Genomic DNA, 14,256 nt, shown 5'->3' on the forward strand with positions numbered 1-14,256 from the left:
GCAGGCACCGTCGGCGAGCTCACCGCCAGCGCCCCGGCGAGTGTCCTGATCCGCGAGCACCGCGACGGCACCGCCACCCTCTGCGTCTCCGACCCCACCCGGCAGGCCACCGCACTGACCGTCACCTGGAACCGCCCGGTCCGCACCGTCACCGCCCAGCCCGCCTCGCTAGCAGCCGCGACCACCGGCCGCACCCTCCAACTCACCTTCGGCGACCTGACCGGCCTCACCGGAACCACCCAGGCGGTCACCGTCCACCTCCGCTGACCTGCCAGCCCCTGCGCTCCGAGCACCGCCCCGGGGCGCCATGCAACGAAAGGAGTCACGACCAGCACTGCCACCCCTACTGTGACACGGGAGTCACTATGCGCGTGCACCTCACCCACCGGTTCGTTCCGACGCTCATCGTCCTGATGTTGGCCCTGGTCCTCGCGCCGGCGGCCACCCCCGCCCACGCGGCGTCGTTCACTGTGTACAACTCCACCAACGAGAACGCCCCCAACGCCGACCTGGAGCAGTTCGGCGTGACCGACGCCGCGACCGTCTACGACGACTGGAGCCTGTCCTGCTCCACCACCGGCTGCAGCAACGTGCCCTCGCAGAGCACGTTCGAGGCCAAGGTGCAGGAATACGTCAGCCTCGACAAGTCCGGCTCGACCGGGCCGATCACCCTGGACTTCGAGAACATCCTCCCTGTCAGCGCCGGCTCGGACGCCCAGGCCGCCCAGGAAGTCACCCTCTTCAAGGAGCTGATCACCTGGGCGCACGACGCCGAACCGTCCGCCCCGATCGGCGAGTACTCCTACGACTGGTCCAGCGCCTACAGCTCCTACACGGCCGAGTTGTACGCCAGCGGCTACCTCAACTTCTTCGCCCCCTCCATGTACAACCGCTGGGCCACCACCTCGGACTGGTCCTCCGAGCTGAGCGCCGCGGTCACCAACGACCACGCGATCAACTCCAGCCTGCCCATCTACCCCTACGTCGAGGGCCAGTGGGACAACGGCAGCAGCACCAGCTGGCTCAGCGGCGTGGACTGGGACGTGGAGTTCCAGCAGTTGCAGGCCGACACCCAGGGCGCCGTCCTCTGGGGCAACACACCCACTGACGCGAGCGCGTGCAGCTGGCTGGGCGCGTTCTCCGCGGAGATGGGCGGTCTGACCGGCACTGCCAGCCACGGGCCGCTCAGCGTCAGCGCCACCCCGCCCAACACCTGCGAGGTCACCCGCGGGGCGACCACAACGCTGCCCTTCACGGTCACCAACAACGCGACCTCGACCAGCACCGCGACTGAACTGGCCGACACCACCGCCACCCAGGGCATCACCGTCGGCAACTTCGAGTACTGGGACATCCCCGCCCTCGCGTCGGATGCCGCGTGGGGACCGGACAACCTGGACGTGGTCGTCCCCTCCACAGCAACCGCAACCACCGCCCTGCTGTACATCAACTACGGAACGGGTGTGCAGCGCCTGGCCGTCATCATCCCGTAGCGCGCGCCGCCTCGGCGAGGGCCCACCGCGGGCCCTCGCCGAACCGCGGCGCTCGCTCCAGTTCCGACGACTGCCCGACACCCGGCACCGCTTCCCGGTGCCGACGCCGCGCGTCAGGCACGCTGCGTCGGACGCACCCGAGTGGTGCGGTCGCGGTGACTCCAACTCAAGTTTTGCGTGCTGTACGTCATTTCTTGCGCAAGTGGTTCGAAGTCTTGCTTTGATGTCGTCGCGTCAATACGCTCCCGCACAGAACGCGGCCGGGATCCACCCCGTCCGGATCGGCCGCCCTGTCCCCGGGATGGTCCATGGCAGTCTCTCGTCGCACCTTCCTGTCCACCCTCTCCGCGGGTGCCGCCGGCGTCGCCCTCGGCGGGATCACGCTGCCTGGTACGGCGCGGGCCGCGAGCCCCGTCGGTGACGTCGTCGGCAAGGTGACCGTCGGCTACCAGGGTTGGTTCGCCTGTCCCGGCGACGGCGCGCCGATCGACGCCTGGTGGCACTGGAGCCAGGACTGGTCCCAGGCGCCCTCGCCGAGCAACAACGTCATCAAGGCCTGGCCCGACTCGCGTGCCTTCACCGCCACCTACCAGACCGGCTACGCCAACCTCGGCGACGGCACACCGGCGACCCTCTTCTCCTCCTACGACCAGCAGACCATCGACACCCACTTCCAGTGGATGCAGCAGAACGGCTGTGACACCGCCGCGTTGCAGCGCTTCGACCCCAACGGCAGCGAGGGGCCGACCCGCAACGCCATCACCGCCCGCGTCCGCAGCTCGGCCGAGTCGCACGGCGTCAAGTTCTACGTGATGTACGACGTGAGCGGCTGGACGAACATGCAGTCCGAGATCAAGACGGACTGGACGAACACCATGTCCACGCACACCGCGTCCTCCGCCTACGCCCGTCAGAACGGCCAACCGGTCGTCGGCATCTGGGGGTTCGGCTTCAACGACGCCAATCACCCCTGGGATCCGGCCGCCTGCAGCGACGTCATCAGCTGGTTCAAGTCCCAGGGCTGCTACGTCATGGGCGGCGTGCCGACCTGGTGGCGGCTGGGCACCAGCGACTCCCGGCCGGGCTATCTGGACGTCTACCACGCCTTCGACATGCTCTCGCCGTGGATGGTCGGCCGGATCGGTACCGCCGCGGACTCCGACAACTTCTACACCAACGCCACCGTGCCGGACCTGGCCGACTGCGCCGCCAACGGCATCGACTACCAGCCCTGCGTGCTGCCGGGCGACCTCTCGGCCCGCCAGCGGGCCCACGGCGACTTCATGTGGCGGCAGTTCTACAACATGACCCGGGCCGGGGTGCAGAGCGTCTACATCTCGATGTTCGACGAGTTCGGCGAGGGCAACCAGATCGCCGAGACCGCCGAGAACCAGAGCCGGGTGCCCACCGGATCGGGTCTGCTGGCCCTGGACGAGGACGGCACCGCCTGCTCCTCCGACTACTACCTGCGGCTGACCGCCGACGGCGGCTCCATGCTCAAGGGCCAGATCGCGCTCACCGCCACCCGTCCCACGCAACCGGTGACCGGCTCCGGCGGAGGGACCCCCGATCCGGACCTGGCGCTGCATCAGTCTGTCGTCGACAGCGGTCACACCCAGAACTACGTCGCCGCCAACGCGGTCGACGGCGACCCCACGACCTACTGGGAGAGCGTGGACAACGCGTTCCCGCAGTGGCTCCAGGTCGATCTGGGCACTGCGGTGACCACGCGCAGGATCGTGCTGACCCTGCCTCCGTCGACCGCGTGGGGCGCCCGCACCCAGACCGTCACCGTGCTCGGCAGCACGGACGGGACCAACTTCAGCACGGTCGTCACCTCGGCGGGCTACCTGTTCGACCCGGCCACGGGTAACACCGCGACCATCACCTACCCGGGCGGAGCCACGGCGCGCTACCTGCGGCTCTTCTTCACCGCCAACACCGGCTGGCCAGCGGGGCAGGCCTCCGGCTTCTCCGTCTACGCCACCTGAACCGCCACCTCTGAAGGGGTGACGGCGGGGCGTGAACGTCACACGGTGGCCCCGGGGCTGGTCGACGCCGCCTGCACCACCGGCGACGTCCTCACCGTCGACGGCGGACGCCACATCGTGTGACGCCCGCCGTCGGGTCCGGCACCCTCCGGGCTAACGGCCCTGGCCGTCGCGGACGTTGAGGCAGAGCGCCCAGGCGTCGGAGAAGGTGTTCGGCGAGGGCGAGCCGCCGGCGTGGATGTCGGCGGTCCAGCTCGCGGCATCGCCGGTCCCGTCGCCCAGCGCGACGCCGTCGGCGTCGCTCGGGAAGCTGCCGATCAGGTGCGTGCCCCCCGACCCGGCCTTGGTGAAGTCGGTCGATGTCACCGACCCGCCGCTGGCCGCCGCGCCGCCGCTGACCAGCACCCCGTCGGCGTCGGTGCAGCCCGTCGTCACCTTCTGGCTGGTGCTGGCGACGGTCGGGCCCGCCGTCTCGCGGAAGTGGACCGTGGTGGTGTCGTGCTTGGCGTCGACGCCGAAGCCGGTGCAGATCGTGTAGGCGTAGGTCGTGTTGTCGTCGTTCCGCCCGCCGCCGATGCCGCCGACGGCGGCCCAGGAGTCGGGGTTCGTCTCGCCGTCGGCCGCGGCCTTCTGGCCGAAGTCGTGGGCGGCGTCGGCGAAGGTGGGGTAGCTCGCGATCGGCTTGAGGCTGCCGACGCTCGCCGGGGTCGCCCGCGCGCCGCCGCCGAGCAGCCGCGTCCCGGCCGGGCAGGTCGCGACGACGAGCTGCGCGGTCTGCCCGACGCTGGGTCCGGCGGCCTTGTTCATCACCACGAGCGTGTGCCGGATCCCGTTGCTGGTCAGGCACATCGCGTACGGGGTGGTGGAGAAGGCGGGGCTGGAGTTGCTGCCGCTGCCGCCGAAGGCGAGCCAGTGGGTGGCGTCGGCGCCGACGACACCGGCCGTGTCGAGGTACTCGGTTGCGCCGTCGGAGCTCGGGGAGACACCCATGATGTGGTTGCCGTTGCCGGCCCGGTTGTCGCCCGTCTCCTGGTCGGCCCCGCCACCGGTGACCAGCCCTTGCGGGCAGTCGGCGTGGGCGGAGACGCCGGTGAACGGCGTTCCGGGGCCGATCGTCGGGCCCGGACTGGCGACAGTGACGCTCGCGGTGTGCGCCTCGGCGACCCCGGACAAGGCCAGGACCAGGGCGCTGCCGGGGACGAGCGCCTTGCCCAGGAGGGAGGAGCGCAGGGATCGGTTCTTCATGTGCGTTGGTCTCTCTGCCGTCAGCGGATGGATCAGACGCCGTCGTTGGCGCACAGCGCCCAGGCGTCGGTGTGGTTGCTGGTCGACGCCATCCCGCCGGTGTGCGCGAAGGCGGTCCAGGACGCGGCCGTGGTGGTCCCGTCGGCCACCGGGTTGCCGCTGGAGTCGCTGGGGAAGGCGCCGTTCAGGTGGTCGCCGGACGAGCCCGGCCCGGTGAAGTCGGCGGTGGTCGGGCTGCCACCGCTGATGGCCGCACCCCCGCTCACCAGGTTGCCGTCCGTGCCGCCGCAGGTGGCCGTCGCGTTCTGGCCGGTGCTCGCGGTGTTCGGGCCGCTCGCCTCGGTGTTGCGCACCTTCACGGTGACGCCGCTGACGTTGATGCCACTCCCGCTGCAGATTGCGTACGCGTAGGTCTCGTTGGCGGCGTTGCTGCTGTTGTCCCAGCCGACGGCGCTCCACGAGTCAGGGTTGGTTTCCCCGTCGGCCGCGGCCTTCTTGCCGAAGTCGTGGGCGCTGTTGTTGTAGGTCGGGAAGCTGCCGATCACCTTGAAGTTGCCGGTGTTGGCGGGCGACACAAGCGCGCCACCGCCGAGCAGCACGGTGTTCACCGGGCAGGTCGCGGTCACCAGACCCACCGTCGACGCGGTGGTGGGCGCGTTGACCTTGTTCATCACCACCTGGGTGTGGTTGATCAGGGTGCTGGTCAGGCACATCGCGTACGGCGTGGTGGAGAAGGAGGAGTTGATCTGGCCTCCGCTGCCGCCCTTGGCGATCCAGTACGCCACGTCGGTGCCGACGACGCCGGCCGTGCCGGTGTACTCGGTCGTGCCGTCGGCGCTGGGCTCGCTGCCCAGCACGTGGTTGCCGTTCACGCCGGTGCCGGTGCCGGTGCCGGTGCCGATGGCCTGGTCGATCCCGCCGCCGGAGACGAGGCCGCTCGCGCAGGCGGCGTCGGTGGAGACCGAGGAATCGATAGCGGTGGGCCCGGCGGTGGCGCCGGGGGTCTTGACGGTGACGCTCACAGAGTTGGCGTACGCGGAACCGGGAACCGCGAGTGTGAGTAGAGCGCCGGCGACCAGCGCGGTTGTGGCGGTGAGGCGACGTCGGGACGTCTCGGACATGGGGATCCCCCTTCGGGCTCGACGGCCGCTCGATTCAAGCAACGCCCATGCACGCGGACAACTGGACGGTCACACAGTGGAGTTGGGTCACCACTGGTTGGTCACACAGGAGGTTCCGCGCCCTCGTCGGTGCCGACCTCGACCCTGGCTGCGATCTTGGTGTCGGACAGTCCTTTCGCCACGAGCCGGACGACGCCGAGATCGCGCTCGCTCAGCCGCCCCGCTCCACCCCCGGTCGGGGTGCCGGGCGCGGGTCGGCTGCAGAACTCCTGGATCAGCCGCCGGGTGAGGGCGGGGGAGAGGAGCGTTTCCCGCGGCCATGGCGCCCACGGCGTCCGCCGGCTCGGCGTCAGGGAACAGCGCAGCGACCTGGCGGTCCGCCCCATCGCCAGCTCGCACGACCAGAGCCTGTCCCGACAGATCGCCCTGGCGCTCCTCGGCGGCACCGCGAACGCCACCACCGAGCGGCTGTTGAGGGCCCTACGCGCTCAGGCCGCGCGCCTGACCGCCGGTTGGGCTGCCTCCCGGGCCGGTGTCCGGGACGCTCCCGCCTGAGCACGGCGGCGCGAACGGATCCGTGCCTCGTTCCCCGGGGCCCCGCCGGAGCTCGTCGACCGCCTCCGACGGCTCACGGAAGCGGCCGGGAGGTGGCTTCGCCTCGTACCGCCCGTGGCGGGGCGCCGAGTTCGCGGCGGCAGGCCTTGTTGAAGGCCTGGAGGTCAGGGATGCCCACGTGCGCGGCGACCGCTGTGATCGGCAGAGTGGAGTTGCGCAGCAGGTGGCGTGCGACCTCAAGTCTGCGTCGGCGCAGGTAGCCGACCACGGTGTCGCCGCGTTCGCTGCGGAAGAGCCGGGTGAGGTGGTTGTGCGACACCCCGGCGGCGCGCGCGATCTCGGGAACGGTGAGCGGGAGGGCGAGGTGCGCCTCCATGTGCGCCAGCGCGGTGGCGACGGCCGGGTGCGGGCCGTCGGTGCGCGGAGCCGCCAGATCGGCGACCGACCAGAGCGCGGCCCAGACCTCCGCCGTCGTGCGAGCCGGAGTGTGCGGGTGGGCGGCAACGGCTCGCAGCAGGGTGTCGGACAGGCCTGGCGCGTCAGCGGCGGCGTCCTGGACCACGGGCAGGCGAACAGGCGCCCCTGGGCCTGCGAGCTCGAAGTGCGCGTAGAGGTGCTCTGAGCGCCCTCGGTAGCGGAACTCGACGACGGCTCCCGGTGGGACGAGGCTCACGCAGCCGGGGCGGACGAGGTGCACGATCCCGTCGACGACCAACTCGGCGCTGTAGCGGTACAGGTGCAACTGCCACAGGTCGGGCAGCCGGAACACCTCGCGGTCGACCGTGGTGCCATGCACGCCGACGCCGACCTGCGCCACGCGTGGGGGAGTGTCGAGCCGGAGCAGGACTGTCCCTGGGCTTTCGGTCATGGTGGGAAAATACCAGTACTTGGTGAACCTGACCCACGCCAACAGGTACTCCCTGCTCCTAGCGTGAGCATCATCGACCAGCAGGACCGGGGCCTCTCCGACCCGGCTCCCGATCGAGGAGTTCCTTCATGCCCATGCAGCCCTGGTTCACCGATGCCAAGCTCGGCATCTTCATCCACTACGGGATCTACGCCGTCGACGGCGTCCCGGAGTCCTGGGCCATGTACAGCGGCCAGCTCAGCCGGGAGAAGTACCTGGCCCAGCTGGACGGCTTCACCGCATCGCGCTACGACCCCGACGCCTGGGCCGCCCTGTTCGCCCGAGCCGGCGCCCGCTACGCCGTTCTGACCGCGCGTCACCATGACGGCGTGGCGCTGTGGGACACCGCGCACGGCGACCTCGATGTCGCCAAGCGCACCCCGGCGGGCCGCGACCTGCTGCGCGGCTACGTCGACGCCCTGCGTGGCGAGGGACTCAAGGTGGGCCTGTACTACTCCCACTCCGACTGGAACCATCCCGACTACGCGAGTGTGGTCCACGCCGAGACGTCCAACCAGGACCTTCGTACCAACCCGCTTGTCGCACCGGCCGACGGCCGTGAGGACCCGGCCGCGTGGCGGCGCTACCTGGCCTACCGCGACGGCCAGGTCGCCGAGCTGATGCAGCGTTACCGGCCCGACCTGCTCTGGTTCGACGGCGAGTGGGAGCGCAGCGAGCAGCAGTGGGGCATCGACGCGCTCGCCGACCTGATCCTCGCCGAGAACCCGGACACGGTTCTCAACGCGCGCATGCTCTCGCGCGGCGACTACGCCACTCCCGAGCAGGGGCTCCCGATCCAGGTCCCCGACGGTCCGTGGGAGCTCTGCCTGACGATCAATGACTCCTGGGGTTACCAGCACGCCGACCACCGGCACAAGAGCGTGCGCCAGCTGGTCCGCTACTTCACGGAGACCATCGCGCTGGGCGGCAACCTGCTGCTGGACGTGGGACCCAAGGAGGACGGGACCATCCCGGACGAGCAGATCCAGCGGCTGGAGGGACTGGGGGCTTGGATCGCCCGGCACGACACCGCCGTGCACGGCACCGGCGCAGGCCTGCCGCCGGGCCACCACTACGGTCCCAGCACGCTGTCCGCCGACGGGCGGACGCTGTACCTGATCTGCTACGACGCTCCGCGCGACCACATCGCCGTCAAGGGCCTGCGCACCGCCGTCAAGCGGGTGAGCGTCCTTGGCACGGGCGCCGAACTCGGCCACCGGGTCACGGGCGGACTCGGCGAGGTCCCCGGCGTCACCTGGATCGACGCGCCCGTGCCCGCGGACGTCGACGAGCACGCCACCGTCCTGGCGGTCGAGCTCGCGGGCGAACTCGACCTGTACCGGGGCGCCGGACGCGCCTGAACGGCCGTGCCGATCGGCCAGTTGAGGCCTCCGCCCCTCCCCGCCAGCGACATCGGACTCGACGGCGTCGAAGGCGTTCACGGCCCCGTACCCTCCTCGTCCTCGTCATCGTTGAGAACTTCATGTGAGCGCCTGCTCGGTCCAGATGGTCTTGCCGTCGGCCGCGTAGCGAGTACCCCAGACCTGAGCGAGCTGGGCGACGATGAAGAGCCCACGACCGCCTTCGTCGACCGTGCCGGCGTGGCGAAGGTGGGGTGCGGCAGGGCTGGCGTCGCGCACCTCGCAGGTGAGGGTGCGGTCGTGGATCAGGCGCAGTTCCATCGGGGGGTTGCCGTGGCGGACTGCGTTCGTGACGAGTTCGCTGACGATCAGTTCGGTGTTGAACGCCGTCTCCTCATCCACGTTCCAGACGGCGAGTTGGGCGCGAACGTGGTGTCGGGCGGTTGCGGCGGCGGTGAGGTCGGCGTCGAACTGCCAGGAGGCGACGCACTCCGCAGGAAAGCCGCGTGTGCGGGCGAGAAGCACTGCGGCGGACCGCGGACCGCTGTCGGCGGCGAGCTGCGTGGACACGATGTCGTCGCGGAGCTCTTCCACGGGCTGGGCCGCGCCTGCCAGCGGGCTCTGGAGGAGTCGGGGATCGACGGGCGGCGCGCCCACGGTCGAGGGGCTCGCGATGACCAGCACGCTGTCTTCGGGAATCTCGAAGGTGTTCGCGGCGAACGGTGTCCTGTCGACGGCGCCCAGGTGCGGACCGGGCGGGATATCAGGGGCCCAGGTGGTCCCGTCGGGGAGGGTGACGGCAAAGGCCGGGTGGCCGGCGCTGGCGGCCGCGCAGGTGAGGGAGAGGGGGTCGTAGATGGTGTACGCGCAGGTGGCTGCGAGAGCTTCGTGATGCAGGGGGTCGCCCGGCGGGAGCGCTGCGCGTTCGGCGGCCAGGAGGGTCGCGGTGTCGTCCAGACGGGCGAGGAGCTCGTCGGGTGCCAGGTCGAAGGCGGCCAGGGTGCGGACAACGGTGCGCAGTTGCCCTGCGGCTGCGGTGACGTGGATACCCTGTCCCGCGATCTCGCCGACGACCAGGGCGGTCCGGGCGCCGGGCAGGGCGATCGTGTCGTACCACCCCACGGTGCCCTCGGAAGGGAGCGGCATGCCGGCGGCCTCCAGGGCAGTCCGGGGGAGGGCACGGTCGGGCAGCAGGCGCGGCTCGAGCGCCGTGGCGATGGTGTGTTCCCGCGTGTAGCGGCGGGCGTTGTCGATGCACAGGGCGGTGTGGTTGGCCAGGTCGAGCGCGAGTCCGATGTCGTCCTCGTCATACGGGTCCGCGTGCCCGACGCGGTAGAGGCTGATCAGTCCGAGCACGGCACCGCGCAGCGTCATCGGTGTGATCAGCAGCGTGTGGGCACCGGAGGCGTGGATGGCCCGGGCCCGGATCGGGTCGGCGGCCAGCCACGGCAGGTCGTCGCCCAGACGCACCACGCGGGGACGCAGATCGCTCAGGGCCTCGGTGTAGGGCGTGGGCCCGGGGACGTCGCGGGTATGCCCGACCGGGTGCGCCTGCGGTGCGTCCGGGACGCAGCTGCGGAATGCGGCGCGGCGCAGTGGGGTGTCGGCCGAAAGCGGGGCGAGAGGCGGTTCGTCGCCGCGCACTGCCGAGTCCACGACCTCCACCACGGCGGTGTCCGCGAAGTCCGGCACCACGGTGTCCGCGAGTTCTTGGCAGGTAACCCCTACGTCGAGGGTGCGGCCGACGCTGTCGCGCGCCGAGGCGAGCAGGTTCAGGCGTTCCCGCGCCCGTTCGCGCTCGGTGACGTCGACCACGGCCGCGGCCAGGCCGAGCACCGTCCCCTGGTCGTTCTGAAGGCGAAAGACCGAGACTGCGAATCGGTGCTCGCGCTCAGGGGCGGCTTGTGGACGGAGCCGCACGATGCGATCGATCGCCGGGACGCCGTTCGCGAGGACCCCGCGTACGAGGGCTTCGATCTCGTCGGGTTCGACGAGCCCGTATGTCTCGGTGAACGCGCGCCCGAGGATGTCCTCGGGCGGCACGGACCGGGCCAGGGCCGTGGCGGTGTTGAAGCGTACGACGTGCAGATCGCTGTCCAGCAGATGCAGTCCCACGGGCGACTGAGTGAAGAGGACGTCGATCAGTGCTGCCTCCAGATCACTCCTGGAGGCGGTCGGGTCACTCCCGGCCATGGGATCACCTCCAGACCTGGCGGCACGGGTTCTCCGCCGTTGGTCGGCTGGGAGCCTTGCTCTTCAGGTCTATAGCGCCACGGTGGTTGTCGCGAGTCACGTGTGGTGGAGGCGTCCGGCCGGCGGATTCAGTGCGGCGTTCGGGCCGGTGGCGCGGTCGTGTGACGAAGGGCGGCCTGCGACCGCTCCGCACTGACCCTGCGCAGTACCTCGATGAGCTTTCGCACCGCCGGTCCCGGTTGCATGTCCGCGCGCGCGATCATGGACACGGTCAGCCGCAGCGGGTCCCAGTCGGTAGGCGGCGTGACGATCTCGTCGGAGCGGTGGCTGAGGAGAGCGGATCGGGACAGCAGGGAGATGCCCACGCGTGCGGCGACCATGAGCAGGGTCGAGTGCGGGTTGGTCGTCTCGTAGACGACGTTCTGGTCGCTGGCCGCGCACAGGGAGTCCGCCAGCTGCCGCGCGGAGTAGCCTCGCGCGGGGAGCACCCAGGACTGGCCTTCCAGGTCCGCGACGCTCACGGTCGGCTTGTCCGCCAAGGGGTGGCCGCGGGGTACGCACAGCACGATCTCGTCGGAGATCAGATCGGTGGAGACGAGGCCGGCGTCGGTGTCGGGATCGCTGGGCCCCGCGACCAGTCCGAGGTCGAGCTCGCCGTTCGTCACCTTTTCGCGCACGGCTGCGGAGCTGGCTTCCCACACGGAGAAGCGCACGTTGGGGAACGAGTTCCGGTAGAGCGGGACCACTTCCGGCAGCAGGATCTGGCCCGCCGTGGTGACCGCGCCCAGGCGGACGTAGCCGCTGCGCAGTCCGTTGATCAGCTCGGCCTCCTCCCGGAGGGCGCGGTCGGCCTGGATGACCTGCCGTATGTGCGGGAGCAGAATCCGGGCCTCGGCGCTGGGGAGAACCCCGTTGGCGCGGCGGATCAACAGGTTGACGTTGAGGTCCTCCTCAAGGCGTCGGATCTGCTGGCTGAGCGTCGGTTGCCCGATGCCCACCTCCGTGGCCGCCTTCCGCAGGGAACCGAGGCGGATCGCCGCCTCCAGATAGCGCATCTGCTCCGATCTCATGCGCCGACGATAAGCCGGGCGATCGATGATGGCAATCACCGTGGTCACCACTGGCCACTTCCGTGAATCGGAGGTCCGCTCCAGACTGACACGAGCGGTCCACCGCGTGAACGCCAAGACACTCGACCGTGAAGGGAGTCCAGATGCCCCGTGCCACCGAGAGCGCGACGATGCCATGGCTGCGCCGGCTTGGCGTCGCGACGCCCGAACTGGTCGTCGTGACAGATGAGCGGGAACTGGCGCCGCACGCGTCCGCGTTCGGGCCGCCTTGGGTGGTGAAGCCCGACATCGCCGGCAGCGGCAAGGGACTGGCCGGTCTCGTGCACGTCTGCCGGTCCCGGGACGAGCTGGCGGCTGCGGTCGCCGCGACTCTCCGCAGTGGGGCGCCCGCTCTCGTGGCCGAGTACGTCGAGGGGGCCGAGTGTTACCTCTCCGTCGCTCTCGACGAGGTCTCGTACGGCGCCGTCGTGCGGGCGAGCGTCACCGGTGGCGTCGGATTCGACGCGCGTCAGGCGGCTGCGGTCAGGGTCCGCCTGTCGGAGGGACTGCACGACCGCGAGGTCGTCACCCTGCTCAACCAGGCCGACGTGAAGGACCGGCGCCTGCGCAGGGCACTCGCTCACGCGCTGCGGATCCTCTGGGCCGCCTTCTGCGCTGCCGAAGCGGTTCTCGTCGAGGTCAACCCCTTTCGGTGGGACGCGCGGCGGCTGGTCGCCGTCGGCGCGGCCGTCGAGTTCGATCCGCACGGCCGGGCGGCCGCCAGGGCATTGCGGCCGGCGGTTCTGGTCGAGCCCGGCACCACCCCGCACCGGGCGCCCACGCCGCGCGAGATCGCTGTCCGGGAGGCGGACGCCGCCGAGCCCCACCGTCCCGGCGTGACGTTCTTCGAGCTCGACGGGGACGTGGCCTATCTGGTCAGCGGGGGAGGAGCGGGTCTGGTCGGATTGGACTACCTGTACGACAACGGCGTTCTCCCGGCCTGCTACCTCGACGCCTCGCCGGGTGCCGGGAGTGCCAAGGTGCAGGCGCTGTTCCGTTCCGCCCTGTCCGTCCCCGGAATCCGCGGGGCGCTGTTCGGCGCGGCCGTGCTGAACCTGGTCGACGCTCGCGAGCTGGCCCAGGAGTTCATCGAGGCCGCCGAGGCGGCCGGATTCGACGCGGGGCATGTGCCGACGGTGGTCCGGTTGGCCGGGCCGTACGAGGCCGAGGCGCGGGGGATGTTGAAGGCGCGCCTGCCGGGAGCACTCGTACTCGACCGCGAGGCGTCGCTCGAAGACGCCTGCGACCTACTGATCTCAGCAATGGGCCGAGCGCCCCGGGCATGGGAGGGGTCCGCCCGATGATCCGAGGACTTCTGGAATCCGGTCCGGGGCTGCTCGTGCAGGGCATCACCGGCATGCAGGGCCGGCTGGAGACCCGCTGGATGCTCGACTCGGGTGTTCGCGTGGCGGCCGGCGTCACCCCCGGCCGAGGAGGGTCCGAGGTACACGGCGTGCCGGTCTTCGACACGGTCGCGCAGGCCGTCGCGGCGACCGGCGCACGGGTGGCGATGAGCTACGCGCCGCCGCAGACCGCAGCGGATGAGGTCGTGGAGGCGGCGCAGGCCGGGCTCGAACTGGTCGTGGTCGCCTCCGAGAAGATTCCGCAGCATCACTGGCTGCGGGTCCTGGAGGTGGCCCGTAGGGGCAACTGCCGGGTCATCGGGCCGAACTCCCAGGGGATCGTGGTGCCGGGCGTGGGTCGGATCGGCTGCCCGGGTGGCGATGAGCCATGGGAGCGATTCGCCCCCGGTCCGGTCGGTATCGTCTCGCGCAGCGGTGGCATGGCCTCCGAGCTGGGGATGTTCGTGCGGACCTGGGGCTGGGGCACCAGCGTGCAGGTGTCGATCGGCGGCGTGCCGATGGTCGGCACGCCCCTCACCGAAGGCGTCGAGCTGGTGGCCCAGGACCCGCTGACCCGGGCCGTGCTGGTCTTCGGTGAACCCGCCAGCCGGCAGGAGCTCGACCTTGCGGCCGCCGTGGCCGACGGACGGATCGACGTGCCCGTGGTCGCGATGGTGGCAGGACGCGCCGGCGACTCCCTGCCGGATGCCCTGCCGTTCGGGCACGCCCCGCGCTATGCCGGCGGGGCGACCGTCCAGGAGAAGATCGCAGCGCTGCGCGACGCCGGCGTCCGGGTCGCCCGCTCGACCCACGAAGTCCGCGCCTACCTGCAGGAAGTTCTGCCGGCCGGAGCGCTTCGCGCGTCGGCGTCGCTCACGGACAGGAGAACCTCCCGATGACCGCACACGCTCCCCGATCTGCTCGGCGCCAGTTACCCC

At 70.8% G+C, this 14,256-nt stretch carries 12 protein-coding genes; 7 read left to right on the forward strand and 5 right to left on the reverse strand.

The window, feature by feature from the left end; all coding sequences use genetic code 11:
* The 3 genes from ABH928_RS30725 to ABH928_RS30735 form a co-directional block, all read left to right on the forward strand.
* On the forward strand, positions 1–267 hold a 267-nt coding region (locus tag ABH928_RS30725; RefSeq protein ID WP_370071925.1), incomplete at its 5' end, for a polysaccharide lyase beta-sandwich domain-containing protein.
* A 98-nt stretch (positions 268–365) separates the two neighbouring features.
* Complete coding sequence (locus tag ABH928_RS30730; RefSeq protein WP_370071926.1) at positions 366–1,493, forward strand: hypothetical protein; 1,128 nt, start codon at positions 366–368, stop codon at positions 1,491–1,493.
* A gap of 308 nt (positions 1,494–1,801) precedes the next feature.
* On the forward strand, positions 1,802–3,484 hold the full coding sequence (locus ABH928_RS30735) for a discoidin domain-containing protein (protein ID WP_370071927.1): 1,683 nt from the start codon (positions 1,802–1,804) through the stop codon (positions 3,482–3,484).
* A gap of 153 nt (positions 3,485–3,637) precedes the next feature.
* Here the strand turns inward: ABH928_RS30735 and ABH928_RS30740 are convergent, their stop codons facing one another.
* Both ABH928_RS30740 and ABH928_RS30745 read right to left on the reverse strand, forming a co-directional pair.
* Complete coding sequence (locus ABH928_RS30740) at positions 3,638–4,729, reverse strand: hypothetical protein (RefSeq protein ID WP_370071928.1); 1,092 nt, start codon at positions 4,727–4,729, stop codon at positions 3,638–3,640.
* Between the two features lie 32 nt (positions 4,730–4,761).
* A complete protein-coding gene (locus ABH928_RS30745) occupies positions 4,762–5,850 on the reverse strand; it encodes a hypothetical protein (RefSeq protein ID WP_370071929.1) in 1,089 nt (362 codons plus the stop codon).
* Between the two features lie 159 nt (positions 5,851–6,009).
* On the opposite strand from ABH928_RS30745, the gene ABH928_RS30750 reads away from it, so the two are divergent.
* A complete protein-coding gene (locus ABH928_RS30750) occupies positions 6,010–6,405 on the forward strand; it encodes a hypothetical protein (protein ID WP_370071930.1) in 396 nt (131 codons plus the stop codon).
* A gap of 73 nt (positions 6,406–6,478) precedes the next feature.
* Here the strand turns inward: ABH928_RS30750 and ABH928_RS30755 are convergent, their stop codons facing one another.
* The gene (locus tag ABH928_RS30755; RefSeq protein ID WP_370071931.1) at positions 6,479–7,273 is read right to left on the reverse strand and encodes a helix-turn-helix domain-containing protein; all 795 of its coding nucleotides are present in this window, start codon (positions 7,271–7,273) and stop codon (positions 6,479–6,481) included.
* A 128-nt stretch (positions 7,274–7,401) separates the two neighbouring features.
* On the opposite strand from ABH928_RS30755, the gene ABH928_RS30760 reads away from it, so the two are divergent.
* Positions 7,402–8,673, forward strand: coding sequence for an alpha-L-fucosidase (locus tag ABH928_RS30760; protein ID WP_370071932.1), 1,272 nt, complete (start codon positions 7,402–7,404; stop codon positions 8,671–8,673).
* Positions 8,674–8,793: 120 nt separating this feature from the next.
* Here the strand turns inward: ABH928_RS30760 and ABH928_RS30765 are convergent, their stop codons facing one another.
* The gene (locus tag ABH928_RS30765) at positions 8,794–10,866 is read right to left on the reverse strand and encodes a SpoIIE family protein phosphatase (RefSeq protein WP_370071933.1); all 2,073 of its coding nucleotides are present in this window, start codon (positions 10,864–10,866) and stop codon (positions 8,794–8,796) included.
* A 128-nt stretch (positions 10,867–10,994) separates the two neighbouring features.
* Positions 10,995–11,936, reverse strand: coding sequence for a LysR family transcriptional regulator (locus ABH928_RS30770; protein ID WP_370071934.1), 942 nt, complete (start codon positions 11,934–11,936; stop codon positions 10,995–10,997).
* A 143-nt stretch (positions 11,937–12,079) separates the two neighbouring features.
* Between ABH928_RS30770 and ABH928_RS30775 the strand changes: the two genes are divergently transcribed.
* Both ABH928_RS30775 and ABH928_RS30780 read left to right on the forward strand, forming a co-directional pair.
* Positions 12,080–13,279 (forward strand): ATP-grasp domain-containing protein, encoded by a 1,200-nt coding sequence (locus tag ABH928_RS30775; RefSeq protein ID WP_370071935.1) that lies wholly within the window; start codon positions 12,080–12,082, stop codon positions 13,277–13,279.
* A complete protein-coding gene (locus ABH928_RS30780; RefSeq protein ID WP_370071936.1) occupies positions 13,276–14,217 on the forward strand; it encodes a hypothetical protein in 942 nt (313 codons plus the stop codon). The genes ABH928_RS30775 and ABH928_RS30780 overlap by 4 nt, the downstream gene beginning before the upstream one ends.
* The last annotated feature ends 39 nt before the right edge of the window (positions 14,218–14,256 follow it).

This window comes from Streptacidiphilus sp. MAP5-3, from assembly GCF_041262505.1.
Classification (GTDB): domain Bacteria; phylum Actinomycetota; class Actinomycetes; order Streptomycetales; family Streptomycetaceae; genus Streptacidiphilus.